The organism is Sphingobacterium multivorum, assembly GCF_039511225.1.
GTDB lineage: Bacteria > Bacteroidota > Bacteroidia > Sphingobacteriales > Sphingobacteriaceae > Sphingobacterium.
In genome coordinates, this window is the sequence record NZ_CP154261.1 from 2,133,245 (window position 1) to 2,155,454 (window position 22,210).

Genomic DNA, 22,210 nt, shown 5'->3' on the forward strand with positions numbered 1-22,210 from the left:
AACTCGTATAGAATTACTCTGGATAAGATAGAAACTATGAAAAGTTTATTTATAAAATTAAGTATACCTGCCTTGGCATCAATGATGTTTTTTTCGGGGTGTACCAAGAGTTTTGATGAGATCAATGTTGATCCAGATGCATTGCCAAATGTACCCCCAGGAAATATGTTGACCAATGTATTAAGAAATACTGCGGAATCCTTTGGAGGGGATGTGGATGGTTATGGAACGTTTGCGGGCTATATTGTGAAAATTCAATATATGGACTATATGTCCGGCTTGATCCCAACGAATAATACCTACGGGAATCGTTGGTATAATTGTTATTATAATAATACCCAGATCAAAGATCTGCTGGCCAAAACCGAAGATAAGGCCGAAGCATTTAAAAACGTGCGGACCATCGGTAGAATTTGGCAGAATTACATGTGGTTTTTGTTGACAGAAGGCTGGCGCGATATTCCTTATTCCGAAGCACTTAAGGGGCTTCCAAATGAAGGAAGTATCTTGCTCGCAAAATATGATAAACAAGAAGATATCTACCCTGCCATCATGGCTGACCTGAAAAAGATTTCAGATGAAATGGCTGCAGGAATAGGGACTGACGATGTAGGCGATTTCGACGTTATTTATGGCGGGGATATGGCGATGTGGAAAAAATTTTGTAATTCATTGCGATTGAGAATGGCAATCCGTATCTCTGGGGTTTCTTCCAGTTTAGCTAAATCTACAGTAGAAGAAATCGCAGGTAATCCAACTAAATATCCATTAATCGTGAGTAACGATGAAAATTGTTATGTTGATTTTCCTGGTGCATTACCTTATTTTGAACCTTGGTATAATTCGGGTATCTATGGAAAGCGAATTGATAACTGGGCATTGTCAGATATTTTTATAGATCATATGGTTACCACAAATGATCCGCGGATAGCTGCTATCGCTCAGAAGACAGATGCAGATACTTATAAAGGATATCCAAATGGGGCGAAATCAGGACCAGAGGTATTGCGGTCTGTTTCGTGGATTGGAGAGAAATATATGGGTGATCCTGCAGGGTTTATTCCTTTTTATAAATCTTGTGAAACGTATTATAGTTTGGCTGAAGCAGCAATGTTAGGTTATAATGTGGGTATCACAGCAAAAGATGCTTATGAAAAAGCGGTAAATCTTTCTATGAAAGAAAATGGCGTCTCTCAGACCGGGATAGATACCTACCTAGCCGGTGCTGGAAAATGGAATAATACAAAAGAACGTATTTGGTGGGATGAATGGGTAGCACTTTTTAAAGAAAATTATGAGGCTTGGAGTTTGTATCGAAGAACAGGTGTGCCGACAACAAATTACCCTTCTTTGAACTCAGTATATGGTTCAGCGCATAATGATCAGCCATGGAGAGCTCCTTATCCTAATAGCGAATATCAAAATAATAAACTCAACGTGGAAGCGGCAGCCACTAAAGTAAAAGATTTTGTGTGGGGTGAACAGATGTGGTGGGATAAACGGACAGGAAAATTTTAGTTTCATATGTTTATTTTTACGCAGCGAGGCAACTTCCGTTGTCTCGCTGTCTTTTTTTATAACCCTTAAATCCCGTCAGTAATAGATATTTGTTTACGACATTTTGAATTCAAATGGACGTGTAAGACAGGTAGAATGTCTTCTCTTATCTTTTTCGCCTTAATTTTTTTCGAATCAACTGTGGATCAAGTAGGAATTATATTATAGTTTTAGACAGTGCTTGTTCAGTGCTTGTTCAGTGCTCGTTCAGTGCTCGTTCAGTGATAGCTCAGTAGTGACTGGATAATTAGTGAACAAGCACTGTCTAAAAATTGATTGAAAATTGTGATTAGCTCTAAGTTGATATGTGGATGTGATGCTAATTGTCTACCCATTCGACTTCTGGAAATAAACCTAAAGACCTTCAAACAGGAATAGCGATTCAAAAAAGCAGATCTATACTTGCAATTGACGAAAAAAAAATAGGCAAAAAAAAAGGTTTTCAAACGGGGAGAATGAAAACCTTAAATAACCAATTATAAACCTAAATTATGATACTACAAAGATAGTGTGTTTATTACACTTTGTCAAGATTTATTTCAAAAAAAATTAAATCTTTTTGAAGACGATACTCGAATTGTGCCCACCGAAACCAAAAGCATTACTCATTGCGGTCTGAACTGTTTTTTCCAGGGGCTGATTGACGACAATATGAATTCCTTCGGGAATATCGGGATCAATATTTTCGATATTAATTGTTGCAGGAATTACATTATTGTTGATGGATTTTATGGCAATGATTGCTTCGATAGCGCCGGCAGCTCCTAGTAAATGGCCTGTCATTGATTTGGTAGAACTGACCCAAAGATTGCCTGAGTTGCCAAAAGCCCGTTGCACGGCTTTAAGTTCGGCAATATCACCAACAGGCGTTGAAGTCGCGTGGAGATTTAAATAGTCGAGCTGGCTTGCATTGATTTTTGCTTCGTCCAAAGCCAGTGACATGGCTTTTGCTGCCGCTATCCCTTCAGGATGGGGAGAGGTCATATGGTAAGCATCTGCGGTCATTGAAGCTCCAGCAAGTTCTGCGTAAATTTTTGCACCCCTTTGCTTGGCATGTTCGTATTCCTCCAAGATGAGTGCTCCAGCTCCCTCACCCATGACAAAACCGTCACGATCGCGGTCAAAGGGCCTGCTTGCAGTCTGTGGGCTATCATGCCGACTCGACATGGCTTTCATCGCAGAAAAGCCGCCAACTGAAGCCGGGGTGATGGGGGCTTCGGAACCGCCGCTAATAAAGACTTTGGCTTTGCCGAGCCTAATGTAATTAAAGGCGTCCATAAAGGCCGTATTGGATGTAGCGCAAGCCGATACGGTGGTGTAATTGATTCCTTTTAAGCCGTATTTCATTGAAATCATGCCTGAAGCCATATTGACGATAAGTCTGGGAACAAAGAAAGGACTAAATCTCGGTTTATAATCTCCCGTTACGTAGGCCTCAACTTCATTTTCGAAAGTTTCCATTCCACCCTGACCAACCCCCCAGATAACACCGATGTCAAATGGATCCATGGTATCGAGATCTAGACCCGAATCTTCCATCGCCTGCGCTGCACTGTACAAAGCATATTGCGTAAAGAGATCACTTCGTTTAATCTCATTTCTATCTAAGTATTTTTCGGGTTGAAAATGCTTAATTTCACTTGCAATCTGTGTTCGAAACAACGAGGCATCAAAACGGCTAATAAGCGTTGTGTGGTTCTCGCCCCGTAAAATGTTGTCCCAAAATATGTCTATATTTTCTCCCAGCGGGTTAATCGTTCCCATGCCAGTTATTACTACTCTTTTCATCTCTTTTTTTGATATAAATCTATTAATATACCAATTGGTATTTGTTTTTGTAAAAAAAATTATGCCTTGATCTCCCGATCCACCATATCCTTCATTTTATCCAATACAATGGCAAGATCTTTTGCTCGGCCGGAAATCTTGGAAAGCAGGATTCCGCCTTCAACCATAGCCATAAACGTAATGGCATAATTTTCGGTAGAAATATGCTGTTTAAATTCGCCGCTAGCAACTCCTTCTTCAAGAATTAGAATTAATCGCTGTTTCCAAAGGTCAAAAGAGCGTTTGACTTTAGGTGTTAGAAAAGACAGCGAGTCATCGGCCTCTACGGCCGCGTTCATCATAGGACAGCCTCCTGAAGCTGCGATATTTTTGAAATTTTCCTTGTAGAAATCTAGAAAAGACAAGAGTTTCTTTAACGCTGTTTTTTGCTGTATAATCTGCTGATTAACGGCTTCAGCGATTTTTTTGCTCTGATAGGTATACACATGAGTAGCCAGGTCATCTTTGTCCTTGAAATTACCATAGATACTTCCTTTTGTTAATCCTGTCGCTGTCGAGATGTCCGAGAGCGAAGTCGCAAAATAGCCTTTTTTATTAAAAATGGGCGCAGTTTTTTCAATGATATATTGCCGAGTCTGTTCTGCTTTTGACATGTTATTCCTGTTCTTTTAATGCAAATATAAAAAATACTTTTTGGTATATTAGTAATTTGTGCAGGAATGTCTTAGAAATTGGTTTTATTTCGTCTTTGAAATGCGATAGGTACAGCGAGGCGCGTTTTCGATGATGTATTCTGTTCTACAGATGCGATAGGCCGGACCGATGAGTTGCTGGAAATTATTCAGTTCTGAACGACAGAATCCCTGACATTCGGTTGCTGCTGCACATATGGGGCAGTGATTTTCAATGAGAAGATAATCGTCAGCTTCTTTCCTCCATTCAGCCATATAGCCTTCCTCTGTTCTTTTTTCGGCTATAATTTCAAGTTTTTTTTCAATGGATTCAATACCTGATAGCACTTCAGTATATTTCTGGTATACCTTAGACTCCCGGTCACTAATCAGTAGATCCAACGCATTCTCGCCAAGCACCTGTTTAATTGACTGCAACAATTGTACTGTAATGTCGGCGTGACTATCTGGAAATTTTGCCATGCCCTGTGGTGACAAACTGTAATAAGTCGAGGGGCGGCCTATACCTTCGCTACGGGCATCGGAGACGATCAGTTTTTGATTCGCGAGGTTCAATAAATGTTTACGGGCGCCTTCTTTTGTTATCGCCAACGCTGTTGCAATCACAGCTGCTGTGGCTTCTCGGCGCATTTTTAATAACATCAATATTCGATCAGCTGGACTTTTCTGCATTTGACAATAAAAAAGTTGTTTTATGTACTGCCAACAAAGATAGCATTTTTATTTTTTGTTCTAAAATGTGTTTCAGATGCAGGTTTAGTCCTTTTGAATTTAGTTTTATGACTTTAATAAAACAACTATTTAGTTGTTTTATTAAAATTGATTCTCTAGTTTTGACTTATCATAAAAAACAATAAAACTATGCACAAATTTCAATTACCCCAGTTACCATATGCCTATGCGGCGCTTGAACCCTATTTTGATCGCGAGACCATGACGATTCATCATCAAAAGCATCATCAAGCTTATGTCGACAATCTAAATAAGGCATTGGAAGGAACGGAAAGCGAAGGTGACACGCTGTTGGATATACTCACAAGCATAAGTACATATAGCCCAGCAGTCCGCAATAATGGCGGCGGTCACTTTAACCATACGTTATTTTGGGAAATCTTATCGCCTAATCCAAAAACGGTACCTACAGGGAAGTTAGCGGATGAGATAAACGCTGCCTTTGGTTCTTTAGAAGAGCTCAAAGCCAATATCAAAAATGCTGGGCTTGGGCAGTTCGGTTCGGGGTGGTCATGGCTCTATGTCAAGCATTCTGGTGCCTTAGCTGTCGTCGCAACAGCCAATCAGGATAATCCGCTGATGGATACACAATCGATCGGCAGGGGGTTCCCTATTTTGGGTGTCGATGTTTGGGAGCATGCCTATTATTTGAAATATCAGAATAAAAGGGCCGATTATTTAGATGCATTTTGGTCGCTTTTGGATTGGTCTGTTGTTGAACAAAAATACGATGCCGTAATTGCAGGCTTGGTTTGATATGTTTATAAATAAAGTTGAAAACACGGGTATATTGGCTTTAGATCTGATTGATTTTAAGTCCAATCTCGCCATCCAAAGTTTTGACATCAAAACATTGTTGTATCGGGAAGCAATCGTGAAAGAAAAGGAATTCAGAGAAGCTTTAACCGCGGTGGACTGGTCTGCTTTCCGAAATCAAGCGGTTGCTATCAGCTGTTCTGTCGACGCAATTATCCCGCCTTGGGTCTATATGACCCTGGCGGAAAAACTTCATCCTGTTGCAGCGTATTACGATTTTAAGACGGTAGAGGCTTTGGAAATAGATTTGTGGATACAGGCTTTGCAAGCAATGGATCTGTCGCATTTTCAGCAGCAAAAAGTTGTCATACGGGCCCGTCCGAATATCCCGGCGTCACTTTATATGTTGGCGACGGAACGTTTGATTCCTATTGTGCAGACCTTGATGTATGGTGAGGTTGGTATGCCAAAAGTTATTTTTAAAAAAGGGAAAGTATAATGAAAGCATTAATATTCAATGGCGCCTTGGAAAGAAGGCAAGAATCGACATCAGGAAAATTATCACACTATTTTTCCCACCAACTAAACCAACGAGGTATTGAAAATACGATTTTTAACCTGTCGGATAGTGGAATACCCTTATTTGATTTGAGTCTCAATCGGATACCCAATGCCGTCAAGATTATGAATACCCAGTTTCTAGAAGCAGATGTACATTTTTGGTTGTCTCCGCTTTATCATGGAAGTATTCCCGGTGTGATGAAAAATTGTTTGGATTGGCTTGAAGTCAGTGCTAAAAATAAACCGGCTTATCTGACGGATAAACATATCGGACTAGTGTGTTGGGCCGATGGCGTGCACGCGCTTCAGGGTATTAATGCAATGGATGCTATCGCGAAGTCGCTCCGCGCCTGGACATTGCCTTTTAGTGTTCCTATCATGAAATCTACTCTTTTTGAGCCGGATAATCCAAATGTGGTATCTTCGGCTTACCAATGTAAGCTTGACTTGCTGATCGATATTGCTACGAAAAAGAGCAAGGAATATCGTTGATAAAAAAGCCTCTCGAGCGCTCGAGAGGCTTTTTTATCAACGGAAGATGTTTTAGCCTATATTTAAATAGATTAGACTAATCTTATGCTGGTAATTAATTTCAAAAAAAGTAGAAGAATGTCTTTAGCAATTCATCGCGGAGATATATCTTTGTTTTTTAAACCGCTAATTGACTATGCGGTTTTCCGACCTATATTTTCTACTGTCGACTTTGACGAAGTCTAATCGACCGCAAATTTAGACGTGGAGAAAAGTCTTGAACCACCGTCAGACTTTGTTGTTGCATATTATGAAACCATTGGCTGAAAAGGCCCCATTTAGTTTAATTGTTTAAGTGATTAATAAATTGGATTGATAATGTTTCAGTTGAAAGAGTTAACGAAGATAATTGCCTTTTTTATAGTATACTTTACTGTGCATCTTGTAACTGCACAGAGTTTTCTGCCATTGGATGAGAATAGATATCGATCTGATGCGGAAAAGTTATTGCTGTCGAGTTCGGATGACAGTGTGAAGGCAATGCAGTATTTTTATTTGGCAGATTACTATCGATTTAGGGATACGACCAAATTTTGGGATCATATGCGGGAGGGGGAGCGTTTCGCCAAACCATTCCGGAGTTTACAGGCGATGGGGGCACTCTGCAAAAGCTTTTATTATGGACAATTTCTGGATAGTAAAAATGCCGGAGTTGAAGCCCAACGATGTGTAGACCTCCTTGGAAATGCGCAAAAACCTTTTCAACAGGGCCTTTTGGCTAAAGCTTGGTATAATCTGGGCTTGGTTCGGTTTCCAAAAAAGGGATTTGCTGATTTTCTGGATATCCTAAACGGGAAGTGCTTGCCTTATGCCAAAGCACATGACCCCATTATGGAAGGTAGTATAAATACGATGATCGGCATGACCTTTATGTCGTCCAATCAGCTTACAAAAGCTGATGAATACCATCAATTGGCCATCAAGCAACTCGAGCAGCAACCACCGAGTGCTGCACTTGTGGTGGCTTATCTCAATACAGTCAGCAATTATTGCTATCAGGTGAAATCCAAAGAAGCAAGAGTGCTACTGGATAAAGTCAAACAGCTCTTGAAAGATTATCCAAATTCTTCGCAATTACCCAATTATTATTACAATGAGGCGCTTTATTTTACCACAAAGCAACAGACTGATGAAGCCCTTCGTCTGCTGGATATCGGGTTGGATTGGTCGGTGAAAATGAACAATTGGAAATTATTCCAGATGATGCGGTTCAGAAAGTTTAATGTGTATCTCCTGCAGAAAAAGTATGCTGATGCTAAACTGCAGTTGGAGGAAATCATTAAAAATGGATTATTAACGCGAGATCTTTACAACAGTAAAATTGTGTACAGTCAACTGGCAGCTGTAAATGAGCTGATGGGTAATTATCAGGATGCGCTGAAGATGTCCAATAAGGCAAATACACTATCCGACAGTATTCAGAAGGTCCAATTGTTGGAGAAAATGAATGAGATGGAAGCAAAATATAAAACCGTAGAAAAAGAAAAAGAGATTCTGAATCTGCGCGCAGAAAAGGAACGCAACCAATTTCGGATTTTCCTCGTTTTGGGTATTGCCGTTTTGCTTTTCTTTATTGTACTATTTGTTAATTTTTCCTATCGAAAACAACGGAAGCTCAATACACAGATACAGCTCAATCACGAAATCGCATTGGACAAAATGGAAAAGGAAAAGCAGTTGCAAATTTCGGAATCGATGCTAAAAGGAGAGGAGCAGGAGCGTCATCGTATTGCCCAAGATCTGCATGATAGCATAGGTGGCATGTTGACAGGTTTAAAATTTAAGATTGCCGGCGATGTGGCAAAGAGTACACTCTTGACAGATGAAGTGCCGCAGAAGTTGAACGACATCTTAGGTGAAGTAAGACGGATATCCCATAACCTGATGCCCGAATCGCTGCGTCAGTTTGGATTGATAGCAGCATTGGAGCAATTGTGTATGGCGATGAAAAATAGTAACGTTTCGATCCAGTTTGAGAACTACGAGCCTGAATTGAATGTGGATTTTCAAAAGGGATTGGCCCTGTATCGAATTGTTCAGGAGGCCATTTCAAATGCACTAAAGTATGCCAATGCGGATTCAATTATCGTTCAGGTAAGTAAATCGAACGAAGTACTCCATATCCTCGTTGAGGATAATGGCAAAGGCTTTGATTCTGCTGTGTTAAATTATGGATTGGGTTTAAATAATATGGTCAACAGGGTGAAATGGATCAATGGATCAATTGATATTCAGAGTAAGCTTGGATCTGGAACGCAGATCGAAATTGGTGTAACTGTTTAAATAAGCGGAGTCATGGAGATAATTGCAGTGTTAGACGATCATCCCTTATTGTTGGAAGGTGTCGCTTCTTTTCTCAATAATCAGGATGGGTATCTCGTATACCCCTTTTTGGAAGAGATTGCGTTAATTGAATTTTTAAAGGTCACAGGAGCCGATCTCATCCTGATGGATATGCAGCTGTTGAAGACAAATGGGGTGGATGTCTGTACACAGGTGAGGAAACTGTTTCCGACGATTCCCATTGTTGCATTGAGCAATTTAGCCGATGGAAACCTTATTTTTCAGTTTATGCAGGCTGGCGGAAATGGCTATATTTTAAAGGACGTTACCAACGAAGAATTCTTGCGCTGTGTAGAGCTCGGGCTCGATGGCAAAGAGGCCATTTGTGATCGGGCAAAAGAACTTTATCGTGGTGCAATTTCGACGATCAGCGGTCTACCTCGGCTTACACAGCGTGAAAAAGAGATTTTGACGTTGATCTCCAAGGGACTTACCACGAACCAAATTGCTGAACAGTTGTTTTTAAGTCCAGTTACGGTTGAAACGCATCGGCGCAATCTCCTGACCAAATTCAAAGTTAAAAATATGATTGAGCTCGTACAGCTGGCAATGAAACATAAGTTGTTGGGACTCGAATAGATACCGCTCTTAATGTTCACCGTAACCGACGTCATCCAGCTTACCTTTGAAGACCCTAAATTGGATGATAAAATAGGCAATCACCAGAATTGTGGCAAACATAAACCAGCCTAAACCTACGGAAAGACCATATTCATGCGCAGCAGCATTTTGAATCGTCAAGGAGGGGTTTACGTCATTCGTTGAAGGCAATACTATCGGGAACATGGAAGCAACGGTCGTCGCAAAGCTCCCTAGGATGAACAGCGATGAAAATAGGAAGCCAATACCGTCTTTTTTAAAGGTTTTGATCCAAAATTGTCCAAGTAATCCAGTGGCAGCAATCACAGGGAATATCCATAGCCAATAATGATTTTGAAGATTGTTTAGTGAGATGGGCTTCACATAATGCCATACATAGGCCGATAGTATGACAAGAATAAGCAAGACAAAGTTGAGCTTAAAAACAATGTTCTTTAGTCTCGTGTTTAATGTGCTGGATGTTTTCAGAATGACCCAGCCTGCGCCGTGGATGGTTAATGTAACGACGGCAACTAAACCTAAAATGATAGTGAACCAGTCTATGATGCCTTGATGTTGGGCTAATGGGTCAAATGTCGGGTTCCAAAGTGCCAAGAAGAAATAGTGCGGCTCTTGGGTGGATACACCATTCTCTACCATACCCAGGTTTACTCCGCGAACGACATTGCCCAGCGCAGCGCCAAAGAAAAGTGCCAGCAACAGGCTTGCCAGGCCAAAAGCCTTATCCCACAAAGCTTCCCAAAGACGATGGTGAACCTGACCTCTGAGTTCAAGACTTATTGCTCTAAAAATAAGTAACCAAAGTACAAGCATTAGGGGAAGGTAGAAACCACTGAAGGAGGAGGCGTAGAGTGTGGGGAAAGCAAAAAATAGGACGCCACCAGAAGCGATGAGCCAGACTTCATTGGCATCCCAAAACGGCCCAATTGAGTTGGTAACAGCTTTTTTCTCCTGTTCGGTTTTAGCAAAGAATAGATGGACAATTCCCGCTCCAAAATCGTACCCATCGAGTACGATATAAATTCCCAGCATAAAAGTTAATACGATAAACCAGAATATTTCCATAGCTAATTAGGTTAATGCAACTGTCGTTTCAGGACCTTTTCTAATGATCTTCAAGACTAACATCAGAAATAACAAACCCAAAAGAATGTATAAACCGACGAAGCCGAGAAAGGTAAATAATGTATTTCCGGAAGATACGGTAGGGGATACACCGTCTACCATTCGCATGAGATTATAAACAAGCCAAGGTTGCCGCCCCAATTCAGCTGTATACCAACCTGCAGTATTCGCGATGTATGGAAATGGAATCATAAACATGATGATCCACAATAACCATTTGGTTTGATACAATTTGTTCCGCCAAAGCAGTAGCGCTCCAAGAACCATAATGCCGATGAATATGGTACCCAGCCCTACCATGATGTGATAGCTGTAATAGAGTCCGGGTACGTTGGTTGGATGCAAGGACTGGTCAAATTCATTTAATCCCTTGATTTCTGCGTCCCAGCGCTGGTAGGTGAGGAAGCTCAAGACATTCGGCACCGCTATTTTATTGTCCAGCTTTTTGTTTTCCATGTCGGGTTGGCCGACCAGGATAATCTCGGATCCGCCTTGCTCCGTTTTGAAGATGCCCTCCATGCCGGCAAAGGCTGCGGGTTGATATTTGACTACGTTTTTGGCGGCAAGGTCTCCCGTAGGAAATGCCAACATAACCGATGAAATGGCGCCGAAGATGACGCCACTTTTAACGAATATCTTTCCAAACTTACTATGCCGGTCACTTAGGAGATAGAAAGATCCAATAGAAGCCACAAAAAAGGAACTGGTCACCAACGAAGCGGCTTGATTATGTAAATAAGATGGCCATAACCATGGATTACTGAATAATGCACTAAAATTGTTCAGTACAAATTTGCCGTTTTCAAGAATCTCATACCCTACAGGGTGCTGCATCCAGGAATGTGTGGCGATAATCAGAAAACCACTGGCCCAAGATCCAATAAAGACCATGAGTCCGGATAAAAAATGGAGCTTATGCCCGAGCAACTTCTCTCCAAAAAGAAACATCCCCAGAAATGATGACTCTAGGAAAAAGGAAAACATACCTTCCATGGCTAAGGTCTGTCCGATAATACCACCCGTAAGTTCAGAAAATTTAGCCCAGTTGGTGCCAAATTGAAACTCCATGGGAATGCCTGTTACAACGCCCATGGTGAAGTTAAGCGCAAAGATTTTCATCCAAAATTTGGATGCATGGTTGTAATCTTCGTTTTGTGTTTGCAGGAATTTCCATTTGAAATAGACGATCATGAGGGATAAACCCATGGTCAATTGAGGGAATAAGTAATGGAATGTAATCGTAAATGCGAACTGAAGTCGATTATAGAGAATCATATCTTCCATGTAGCCGAAGTTTTGGTTAAAAGACAGCTAAATATAACCTTTTATTTGCGTATATATCCATGAAACCGTTTTATTTTTTGATAAAATAACGGGGTTTTTATTGTTTTCTGTACGCATTGTAAAATCTGAACCTCAATAGCAGATATCAATCAGCGTAATCTCTTTTTTGTCTTATCTTCGTCCCAATTTAAGATGGACTTGAACAGGAGAAAAGAGCATTGGGGAAATGAAGAAAGTACTAATTTTGATGGGTATTTTATTGATACCAATATTTTTTATTATACTGAATAATACGGGAAGGGGAACAGTCGCTAAAGATAATATCGTGTTTCGAGATAAATTATCTGAATACAATTTATTCAAAGGCAAAATTGCTGATCTTGTTCCAAACGACCAGGGAATTTCCTATGAATTAGCCTCCACCTTATTTACAGACTATACCGATAAAAAGCGCGTCATCTTTCTTCCCAGGGGAAAAAAAATGATCGCCTCAGATGATGGTTTGCCCAGCTTCCCCGACGGTACCCTAATTGCCAAAACATTTTTTTATCCGCAAAAAGATGCGGCCGGAGATGTACGACAGCAATTGCTTGAAACACGGCTGTTGATTTATAAAGACGGACAGTGGAATGCAGCAACCTATCAATGGAATGCAGCCCAAGATGAAGCTTTGTTGTTGATGGACAGTGCTTCCGTGCATGTTTCGTTTTTGGACAGCAAAGGTGACGAGCGACAAACAAATTATATTATTCCTTCACGAAACGATTGTATGGCATGCCATCGACAAGGAAATCAGCTGTTTCCGATAGGTCCAAAGATCAGAAATCTGAACCGGATAATCGGTCACGATGGTGACAGCATTCAGCAACTGGTGCAGTTGACCAAACAGGGGGCTCTCGATCTGAAGTCCTTCAAAAGCTTCACGAATTTACCGAGTTATGATGACCTTGCGCAATCAACTGCAAGTCGTGCGCGAGCTTATTTGGAAATCAACTGTGCCCATTGTCACAATCCGAAAGGGACAGCCTACATGACCATGCTGGATCTTCGTTATGAAAGCCCCATGCATGAAACTGGAATTTGGTTGAAACAAGCGAAGATTATTGGACGGATGTCTACATTGGGAGAGATGCATATGCCTCAAAAGGGAACCACTGTACTGCATGATGAAGGCATCCTGCTGATTAAAACCTATCTAAAAACTTTAAAATAACAGCCCTTTGCTTATCCTTGGTCGGCAATCTTTTACATCTACAGTTTGCTTATATTATCCCTCTGCATGTCTCGTACATTTATTTTAATAAAATCTATAGAATTGGTAGATTATATTAAAATTACTTCTATATTTGTGAGAAGATAACAGGTCGCTGTTGAAAGTATAGCATACTTTTCAGCGTGACGTATTAACACATTATTATGGAACATATCAATATTAGTAAAAGCACATTTTTCGTAAGTATTACTGCAAAGTCTCTGAAGGCTAAATCCCCTGATGTAAGAAAGATGCGAATGTGCCTTATAGGATAATTTCCCTTATCTTTTCTCAAACTGACAGCAGGGGAGGCGCTCGCTTCCCCTCATGTCTTCAAAATAAAAACAAGTTTTCGATTGGCGTTGGCACTTGTTCGTATTCACCATTAATACTTTATCTATGAAAAATCTTAGGGTACTCCGGTATTCTACCTTGTCGCTATGTTTATTGTTATCTGGCGTTGGGCATCAGGTATATGCACAAACAGATGTTAAACCGATTGTCAATGCTTCCTTATCAGGCTATGTATATGATGGTCAGCGTAAGCAGCCTCTTGAAGGCGTAACCATTCAACTCGAAGCTGTAACGCATGTTGTTACAACAGATCAAAAAGGTTTTTTTCAAATTGTAACGGGACAGAAATTACCCTTTTCCATTACACTCTCGCGCATTGGCTATAAGAAAAAGACCTTGTTAGTTTCCGAATCTCCCACAAAAATTGAATTAGAGCCAGTTACACAGGACCTGGATGAGGTGGTCGTTGTTGGCTATGGAACACAAAAGAAGATCTCGTTGACCAATTCAATCGCCAGTATTGAAGGTGATAAACTGACGAAAAGGCCTGTCTCAAATACACAGCAGGCTTTGCAGGGCTTACTACCGGGGGTGACTGTTCAAGACCTTGGTGGAAAACCAGGGCAATCGGCTGCCAATATTCGAATCAGAGGACTGACGACATTTAATACCAATTCGAGCAGCACCAGTGGATATGATCTCAGCAAGAATAATGCTTTGGTTATCGTGGACGGAATTGAACAACCCTGGTCCAAGTTAAACCCCAATGATATCGCTTCAATTTCAGTCCTGAAGGATGCGGCTTCCACGGCGATATATGGATCACGTGCGACCAACGGTGTAATTATTGTAACCACCAAAAGTGCAAAATCTGGCCATGTTGTGATTGATTATAATGGCTATTACGCCTTACAAAAATCAATCAACACCCCAAAGCAGATGGACGCCGTATCCTACCTCCAACTGCAACAGGACGCCTACCGTAACGCGGGGCTGGCGGTGCCGGCGCGATTTACTGACGAATCAATAGCGGCATATCGGACTTCCACGGACCGTGAAAAATATCCACTGCCCAATACATGGTTTGATACATTGTTGAGAACTGCTCCGCAGCAGGACCATGCCTTGTCATTCGCAGGGGGAAATGACATTCTACGTTCTAGATTGGCGGTTCGTTATAATAAACAGGATGGTATTATTGATCATTATGGCGCTGAACTGGCGGATATTAGGCTAAACAACGATTATAAAGCAAGCTCTTGGCTCAATTTTACGGGAAGTATAAACTACCGATATAGTAAAGCCGCCGAGCCCGGACGTGATCCGATCAATAACTTTCTCCATGGCTCGATGTGGGTGGTGCCTAAATATGATGATGGTACTTACGGATTAAGTACACAAGGAAATAATCCTTTAATGCTGATTGAGAAAAGTGGTTTTAAAAAGGTTAATGAAAACTACTTAAGCTCCATCGTTAAAACCGACATTCAATTGTGGAGAAATTTGTTATTTACGTCCCAATTTGGTGTAAGAGTGAACCTAAATAATACCAAAACCTTTTTGAACGCTTTTGACAATAAGGACCGAAATACAGGTATTGTAAAAAGTTTTCCGATCAATTCATTAAACGAAATTCGTGATAATAGCAGCGAGTATACATGGAACAATCTGTTGACCTATCAATTGGCGGCTGGGCCAAATCATATTAAGGCACTTGTTGGCTATTCACAGATTCACAATTATCAAAATTACTTAACGGCTTATCGCGAAAGATTCTACAATAATGATATCACCTCTATCGGACAAGGAGCCGATGATGCGACCAAAAACAATAATGGATATGATGTGCAGTATGGCTTGCGTTCGTTTTTTGGTCGGGTAAATTACGATTGGGATGGCAAGTATCTGCTCGAAGTGAATGGGCGTTATGATGGTTCATCCCGTTTTACGGGCGACAAGCAATATGGTTTTTTCCCTTCGGCATCAGCAGGATGGCTCTTATCCAAAGAAAACTTTTGGGAACCTATTCGAAATTCGTTGAACGAATTCAAAGTGCGTGCTTCCTGGGGCAAGACAGGAAACCAATCGGTAGATTTGTATAGTTATTATTCTGCCCTCATTGCGGCAGGATATGATTTTGGGGGTAAATCTGTACAGGGTTATCGACTGGACAGTTATGCCAATCAGCAATTGGGCTGGGAATCTACGATTCAGTATGATTTGGGCTTGGATGCCGCTTTCTTAAACAATCGTTTGACTTTTACCTTGGATTACTATAAAAAGGTAACTGACGATATTCTACTGAATCTGGATATTCCTGCCGTTTTGGGATTAAAGCCTTCACCCCAAAATGCGGGAACAGTACTGAATCGCGGTTGGGAATTCAGCGCAAATTATCAGAAAAGACCAAGTGTGCCTGGGGCTTTTGCTTACCAGCTGAATGCAAATTTAAGTATCAACCATAATGAAGTAACCGATCTAAAAGGTACTGGACCCTACATTGCCGGATCGGATATTGACCCAAGGTATATTATTGCGAAAGGACTTCCGATCAACACACTTTGGGGATATAAGACCGATGGTCTCTTTCAGTCTGCGGAGGAAATTAAAGCTTATGGTGCTACGTATGCTACAAATACGAAGCCCGGAGATGTGAAATATGTGGATTTGAACGGCGACGGGGTGATCAATGCAAATGACATGGCCGCTGTTGGCAACTCTTTCCCCAAATATACCTTCGGAATAAATGGGAGTTTCACCTTTAAGAACTTTGATCTTGATCTGCTCTTTCAAGGTGCAGCAAAAGTCGATACCCGGTTGTCAGGAGCATTGGCTGAGATGGGAAATCAGGAAGGCTTTACACACGAAATATTTACAAACGATTATTGGACACCAACACATACGGATGCACGCTTTCCGCGCGTGGTCAAATATGATTTGCGTAATGTCGCAACCTCGGACCGTTTAGTGGTTAACGGTTCTTACCTGCGGTTGAAAAACATACAGGTTGGATATACAGTGCCACTACATGCTATCGGAAAGACAGCAATCAACAAACTTCGGGTATACCTATCCGCGACGAATTTATGGACAATTTCAAAATTGAATGAATGGAACCTGGATCCTGAAGCGGAATCTGGACGAGCGGTATATTATCCGCAAACCGGCCTTTATACACTGGGCGTCAATTTGACGCTGTAGTGTGATTGTTAATAATATATAATTGAAAACGAATGAAATTTTACAACTATCTATATCAAAAAAGAAACCTGATTTTCAGTTTCGGACTGTTTTCGCTTATGCTGATTAGCTGTGATAAGAATCTGTTAGATGCTGTACCTACCGACCGCCTGTCGGAAAATATATTTTGGAAGAGCCAAGCCGATGCGGAGCTAGCTGTAAATGCGCTCTACAACGACCTGGATGGAGCAGAAATCTTCTATTCCGATGCACTGACGGATATAGCCCATGTCAATCAGCCTTTCGCTGTGGATGCCTATATTGAATTGGGTACCTATGATGCTTCAAGTTCCCGGTTGTACAACACCTGGAGCAGTGCCTATAAAGGAATCGGTGCAGCCAATTACTTTTTGGCGAATGTTGGTAAAATCGAGGGCAGCAAAGATGAAACATTGATTGCTCGATATATCGGCGAAGCCCGCGTGTTAAGAGCCTATCAATATATCAAATTGGCCTATTTATTCGGTGCAGTTCCTCTGGTAAAGGCACCATTGACACTACAGGAAGGAAGAGAAGTACAACAAGCGACGCTATCTGAAATCTATGATTTTATCGACAGCGAGTTGGAACTTGCTGTGGCAAGTTTGCCTGAGAGCTACTCGAGTAACGATATCGGACGCATAACCCGTTGGGCCGCATTGGGCCTGAAAGCCCGCTCGGATTTATATGCAGGACGTTTTGCAGCAGCAGCAAAGGCAGCAAAAACGATTATCGATGGCAAACGATTCGAGCTTTACCCTTCGTACGCAAATCTGTTTACGTATGCAGCTGAAAATAACAAAGAGGTGCTGTTGGATAAGCAATTTCTGGAAAATATATACACACAAAGTGTCTTTAACCTCTTGGCCCCCTATAGCCAGCAAAATGGGCAGAGTACCTATGTGCCTACCAAAGCCTTGGTCGATAGCTATACCACATCTAAAGGGGATTTAATTACGGATGCCAATAGTGGTTATGATTCCAAAAATCCCTATAAAAATCGCGATCCGAGGCTTGCTTTCTCAATTTTTTTGGACGGCGATCCGCTTCCGAATGGGGCTACTTTTCATCCCGCACCCAATAGTGGGACTGCTGATGCTGTGGGGAGCACCTATATTGCTTCCACAACAGGTTTCAATATAAAGAAGTATATTGATAAAAAGGATTTGGCAAACCCTTCTAAAAGTGGTCTGAATATTATACTATTACGTTATGCTGAAATATTATTGACCTATGCGGAAGCAAAGATTGAGCTCGGGGAGGTCGATGCCAGTGTTTACGATGTGATCAACCAAATTAGAAATTCGCGAACGGATGTAAAACTTCCAATAGTAAGTAATCAAGTAAATCAGGAACAACTTCGTCAGCTGGTTCGTCGGGAGCGTACAGTGGAACTGGCATTTGAAGGATTGCATCTAGCGGACATAAGACGATGGAAAACTGCCGAAAAGGTTGTTCCTGGTAAAGTATATGGCATCACGTATCAAAACAATAACGGAGAGACTGTTGTCGTTGAAGCAGCCTCCGAAAGCCGTGTTTTTGATGCGAAAAAGCATTATCTCTGGCCCATTCCACAACGGGAAATTAACCTCAATCCGAATTTAAAACAGAATCCAAATTGGTAAAAATTGTTATCTTGTGGCACGAATCCAATTAACTCATACAACTATGATGCAATACACTAAATTTATGACCGCTATGGCTTTATTTTTACTGGTGACTTTTGCCAATGCCCAGCAAAAAAAGCCTAATATTATCTTAATTTTGACCGATGATCTCGGATATAGCGACATTGGCTGTTATGGAAGTCCGAATATTTCAACCCCCTTTTTGGATTCGATCGCCAGTAAGGGCGTGAGAGCAACAAACTTTATGGTTTCTACGCCCTCGTGTACACCTTCAAGAGCTTCTTTATTAACCGGGAGATATGCTTCACGTTATAATCTTCCAGCACCAATCGGTCCAGGCTCAGATTTAGGCTTGCCTGATGAGGAGGAAACGATTGCCGAATTATTAAAAAAGATAGGCTATCGGACAGCATTGGTCGGAAAATGGCATTTAGGAGATAAACAAACTTACCATCATCCTAATCAGCAAGGCTTCGATTCTTTTTATGGCATGCTGTATAGCCACGACTACCGCGATCCTTATGTAAAGACCGACTCTGTCATTAAGATCTTCCGGAATCGGAAACCTGAAGTCCTGGCACCCGACGATTCGGACCTGAGCGCACTTTATCACAAAGAAACAGTGAAGTTTATTGAAAATCAAGATAAAGATCATCCATTCTTTTTATATTATGCGCATAATTTTCCGCATCTTCCTTTGGCATTTGCCAATAAAAAGAACCGATTTGCAGATCAACAAAACGCAGGCCCTCTTGGTGCGGTGATGCAACAGCTGGATCATAATTTTTCGGAGCTCTGGAAAACGGTTGAGCGAAAAGGCCTCGCCGATAACACCATTTTAATTTTTTCAAGTGATAATGGTCCCTGGATAGCTTATCCATCGCGAATGTCTGACGATCACGCTACAAAGAACTGGCACGTGGGTACTGCAGGTGTCTTCAAAGGGTCAAAAGCCGAAACAACAGAAGGTGGTGTCCGTGTACCGTTCATTGTTTATGGAAAAGGTTATGCTCAAGAAGGGAAAGTTCTTCGACAGGCAATTAGCAACTTGGATGTGTTGCCGACCATCGCTAAATGGACCGGTGCATCCTTGCCGAAGAAATCCATTGATGGTCAAGCGATCGATGCTTTGTTAAACGGCAAATCGGAAGATTTAAAAACAGCACATAGACCGATATTTTTGGTGAATTATGGACATGTTGAGGCGGTTCGGTCAGGTGACTGGAAGTATCGTCGGATAGCGGGTGGAGTCAATCAGATTTCGGGTAAACCTTATGATGCTATTGAAGAATTACATAACATTGCCTGGGATCCAAGTGAAAGAACCAATATTTTAACGGAATATCCAGAAAAAGCAGCGGAATTGCGTTTATTATTTGAAAGCTTTGATGGGAATATGAAGTAGCTAGCAATAGCAATGACTAAACATAGACATCGTTAAACATAGACATCGTTAAACATAGACAAGGCGGCACTTATTTTCGAAGTGCCGCCTTGTTTTTTTATAGAGATGCAATAGATTTAAAGCAATTCAAACTCTTTTTCTTTTACATCACGGCTGTTGGGGCCAATGTAGACTTTGAAAGTTCCTGGTTCGGCAACGTAATTCAGATTGTTGTCAAAAAATTTGAGATCATCTACTTTGATGTTAAAGTTTACCGTTTTTTGCTCTCCTTTTTTGAGAAATATTTTTTGAAAGCCTTTTAATTCTTTTACAGGACGCGTGACAGAACCAACAACATCCTGGATATAGAGCTGCACGGTTTCTTCCGCATCATAATTTCCTGTATTGTGGATGTCGATACTTGCTTGCAGCGTACCTTTATCGTCAATTGTGTTGCGGTCAAGACGAATTTCACCATAGGTAAACGTCGTATAACTTAATCCATAACCAAAAGGGTAGAGTGGGGCATTGCTTATATCGAGATAATTGGATTTGAATTTTTCAAAATCGCCCGAGTTTCCGTAGGGTCTACCGGTGTTTTTGTGCGCATAATAGATCGGAATCTGACCGACATTTCGTGGGAAGGTGGCCGTAATCTTACCTGAGGGAACGACGTCCCCGAATAAGACATCGGCTACTGCTTTTCCTGTTTCCGTTCCGCCAAACCAAACGTTTAATATGGCTGGTACGTGAGCATCTTCCCAGGTAAGCGTAAGTGGTCTACCCGTAAATAACACCAATACAACTGGTTTTCCTGTTGCCAGTAATGCTTTTAACAGGTTCTGTTGATTTTTCGGGATGTCCAATTCGGAGCGACTGGAGCTTTCACCCGACATTTCTGATGATTCACCAAGAGCAGCCACTACCACATCGGATTGTTGAGCAACTTTTACGGCGTCTGCGATGATCTCCTCTTCTTTTCGCGAATCGCGTGCTATGGTACGGCCAAACATGGTTGCATGCTTTTGGTAAATTGGATCTTCCAACAGATTGCTGCCTAGGTGTGTAAGGATATTGACTTGATTACCCAACACGGCTTTCATTCCCTCAACTAAAGAGGCTGTTTTGTCCAATTCAGCACTGACACTCCATGTTCCGGGCATATTTGGACCTGAATTGGCCAATGGACCAATGACAGCAACTGTACCTGTTTTTTTCAATGGAAGTGCTTGGTTTTCATTTTTCAGCAAGACAAAAGATTTTGCTGCAATTTCCCGGGCTTTGGCATGATTGGCAGCCGATCCGATTACAGTTTTTGCCCGTTTTTCGTCACAATAGCGGTAGGGATCGTCAAATAAGCCTAATTTATACTTGGCTTCCAAAACAAACCGGCAGGCCCTATCGATGTCTGCTATTTTGACCTTGCCCGCATCTAAAGATTTTTTTAGTGTCGTCAGAAACCCTTCACCAACCATATCCATATCAACGCCAGCATTCAGGCTTAAGGCGGAGACCTGTTGTAGGTTACCGAGGCCATGTGCTGTTAATTCGTTTACAGCAGTGTAATCAGTTACGACCAATCCTTTAAAGCCCCATTGCTTACGTAAGACATCCGTCATTAACCATTTATTTGCCGAGGCAGGGATACCATTGATATCGTTAAAAGAAGTCATGATACTTCCTGCTCCCGCATCTATCGCTGCTTTATAAGGAGGTAGATATTCGTTGTACATGCGATGAAGGCTCATATCCGTGCTATTGTAATCACGACCACCTTCGGCTGCACCATATAAGGCGAAATGTTTGACACAGGCCATCATGGTGTTATGTGCTGCCAGGTTATCCCCTTGGAAGCCACGGACGATGGCTTCGGCAACCCGCGAGCTTAGATAGGTATCTTCACCCGCACCTTCGGAAATACGGCCCCAGCGTGGATCGCGCGAGATATCGACCATGGGCGAAAATGCCCAATTAATTCCATCGGCGGTAGCTTCTTCGGCGGCAATACGTGCCGATTGTTGAATCAAGTTCATATCCCAGGTAGCAGCAAGACCTAAGGGAATTGGGAATACCGTACGATAACCGTGAATGACATCCATCCCAAAAATGATGGGTATTTTTAAACGGGATTGCTTGACGGCTATTTCTTGCGTTTTGCGAATTTTCGCTGGTGTGCTCATGCTGAAAATACCACCGATTTGACCGTTTCTAATTTTCGTATCCACATCGGTGGATACAGTGGTTCCAGTTGTCGCTTCGCCACCGGTTACCAAATTAAGTTGCCCAATCTTTTCTTCGACAGTCATCTTAGCCATAAGTTGATCAATGAACCTGTCCATTTTGGGATTGGATTGCGCTGGACTCGTATGCCAGGCTAGCAATGCAAGAAGGAAAGTACCTACTACTTTTTTCATCGTATTATTTTTTTTGTGCGCATGGATTTTGCTTTCCGCGCAATAGGGTA

At 41.6% G+C, this 22,210-nt stretch carries 16 protein-coding genes; 10 read left to right on the forward strand and 6 right to left on the reverse strand.

What is annotated here, in order from left to right; all coding sequences use genetic code 11:
- Positions 1–36: 36 nt before the first annotated feature.
- On the forward strand, positions 37–1,518 hold the full coding sequence (locus tag AAH582_RS08720; protein WP_046675735.1) for a SusD/RagB family nutrient-binding outer membrane lipoprotein: 1,482 nt from the start codon (positions 37–39) through the stop codon (positions 1,516–1,518).
- A 588-nt stretch (positions 1,519–2,106) separates the two neighbouring features.
- Here AAH582_RS08720 and fabF read toward each other — a convergent pair.
- From fabF to AAH582_RS08735, 3 genes are all read right to left on the reverse strand, one after another.
- Positions 2,107–3,345 carry a beta-ketoacyl-ACP synthase II gene (gene fabF / locus AAH582_RS08725; protein ID WP_343321850.1) on the reverse strand — a complete coding sequence of 413 codons (1,239 nt, stop codon included), beginning with the start codon at positions 3,343–3,345 and terminating at the stop codon, positions 2,107–2,109.
- A gap of 59 nt (positions 3,346–3,404) precedes the next feature.
- Positions 3,405–3,998: a TetR/AcrR family transcriptional regulator gene (locus tag AAH582_RS08730; protein ID WP_046675737.1), complete on the reverse strand. Its 594-nt coding sequence runs from the start codon at positions 3,996–3,998 to the stop codon at positions 3,405–3,407.
- A gap of 84 nt (positions 3,999–4,082) precedes the next feature.
- Positions 4,083–4,709, reverse strand: coding sequence for a helix-turn-helix transcriptional regulator (locus AAH582_RS08735; protein WP_343321851.1), 627 nt, complete (start codon positions 4,707–4,709; stop codon positions 4,083–4,085).
- 189 nt (positions 4,710–4,898) lie between these two features.
- On the opposite strand from AAH582_RS08735, the gene AAH582_RS08740 reads away from it, so the two are divergent.
- The 5 genes from AAH582_RS08740 to AAH582_RS08760 all read left to right on the forward strand — a co-directional run bounded on the left by AAH582_RS08740 (position 4,899) and on the right by AAH582_RS08760 (position 9,539).
- Positions 4,899–5,525 (forward strand): superoxide dismutase, encoded by a 627-nt coding sequence (locus AAH582_RS08740; RefSeq protein ID WP_046675739.1) that lies wholly within the window; start codon positions 4,899–4,901, stop codon positions 5,523–5,525.
- Between the two features lies 1 nt (position 5,526).
- Positions 5,527–6,024 carry a DUF2480 family protein gene (locus tag AAH582_RS08745; protein WP_046675740.1) on the forward strand — a complete coding sequence of 166 codons (498 nt, stop codon included), beginning with the start codon at positions 5,527–5,529 and terminating at the stop codon, positions 6,022–6,024.
- Complete coding sequence (locus tag AAH582_RS08750; protein ID WP_046675741.1) at positions 6,024–6,578, forward strand: NADPH-dependent FMN reductase; 555 nt, start codon at positions 6,024–6,026, stop codon at positions 6,576–6,578. Before AAH582_RS08745 ends, AAH582_RS08750 begins: the two co-directional genes overlap by 1 nt.
- A gap of 357 nt (positions 6,579–6,935) precedes the next feature.
- Complete coding sequence (locus tag AAH582_RS08755) at positions 6,936–8,900, forward strand: sensor histidine kinase (protein ID WP_343321852.1); 1,965 nt, start codon at positions 6,936–6,938, stop codon at positions 8,898–8,900.
- Between the two features lie 12 nt (positions 8,901–8,912).
- Positions 8,913–9,539 carry a response regulator transcription factor gene (locus AAH582_RS08760; RefSeq protein WP_343321853.1) on the forward strand — a complete coding sequence of 209 codons (627 nt, stop codon included), beginning with the start codon at positions 8,913–8,915 and terminating at the stop codon, positions 9,537–9,539.
- 9 nt (positions 9,540–9,548) lie between these two features.
- Here the strand turns inward: AAH582_RS08760 and cydB are convergent, their stop codons facing one another.
- A complete protein-coding gene (gene cydB, locus AAH582_RS08765; protein WP_343321854.1) occupies positions 9,549–10,625 on the reverse strand; it encodes a cytochrome d ubiquinol oxidase subunit II in 1,077 nt (358 codons plus the stop codon).
- Positions 10,626–10,631: 6 nt separating this feature from the next.
- Entirely contained in the window at positions 10,632–11,969 is a 1,338-nt protein-coding gene (locus tag AAH582_RS08770; RefSeq protein ID WP_343321855.1) for a cytochrome ubiquinol oxidase subunit I, read from the reverse strand.
- A gap of 226 nt (positions 11,970–12,195) precedes the next feature.
- On the opposite strand from AAH582_RS08770, the gene AAH582_RS08775 reads away from it, so the two are divergent.
- The 4 genes from AAH582_RS08775 to AAH582_RS08790 all read left to right on the forward strand — a co-directional run bounded on the left by AAH582_RS08775 (position 12,196) and on the right by AAH582_RS08790 (position 19,767).
- On the forward strand, positions 12,196–13,182 hold the full coding sequence (locus tag AAH582_RS08775; RefSeq protein ID WP_343321856.1) for a hypothetical protein: 987 nt from the start codon (positions 12,196–12,198) through the stop codon (positions 13,180–13,182).
- 438 nt (positions 13,183–13,620) lie between these two features.
- Positions 13,621–16,716, forward strand: a complete 3,096-nt coding sequence (locus AAH582_RS08780; RefSeq protein ID WP_343321857.1) for a SusC/RagA family TonB-linked outer membrane protein — start codon at positions 13,621–13,623, stop codon at positions 16,714–16,716.
- Between the two features lie 32 nt (positions 16,717–16,748).
- Positions 16,749–18,359 carry a RagB/SusD family nutrient uptake outer membrane protein gene (locus AAH582_RS08785; protein ID WP_343321858.1) on the forward strand — a complete coding sequence of 537 codons (1,611 nt, stop codon included), beginning with the start codon at positions 16,749–16,751 and terminating at the stop codon, positions 18,357–18,359.
- Positions 18,360–18,402: 43 nt separating this feature from the next.
- Positions 18,403–19,767: a sulfatase-like hydrolase/transferase gene (locus tag AAH582_RS08790; protein ID WP_343321859.1), complete on the forward strand. Its 1,365-nt coding sequence runs from the start codon at positions 18,403–18,405 to the stop codon at positions 19,765–19,767.
- 116 nt (positions 19,768–19,883) lie between these two features.
- Here the strand turns inward: AAH582_RS08790 and bglX are convergent, their stop codons facing one another.
- The gene (bglX, locus tag AAH582_RS08795) at positions 19,884–22,160 is read right to left on the reverse strand and encodes a beta-glucosidase BglX (RefSeq protein ID WP_343321860.1); all 2,277 of its coding nucleotides are present in this window, start codon (positions 22,158–22,160) and stop codon (positions 19,884–19,886) included.
- Between the last annotated feature and the right edge of the window lie 50 nt (positions 22,161–22,210).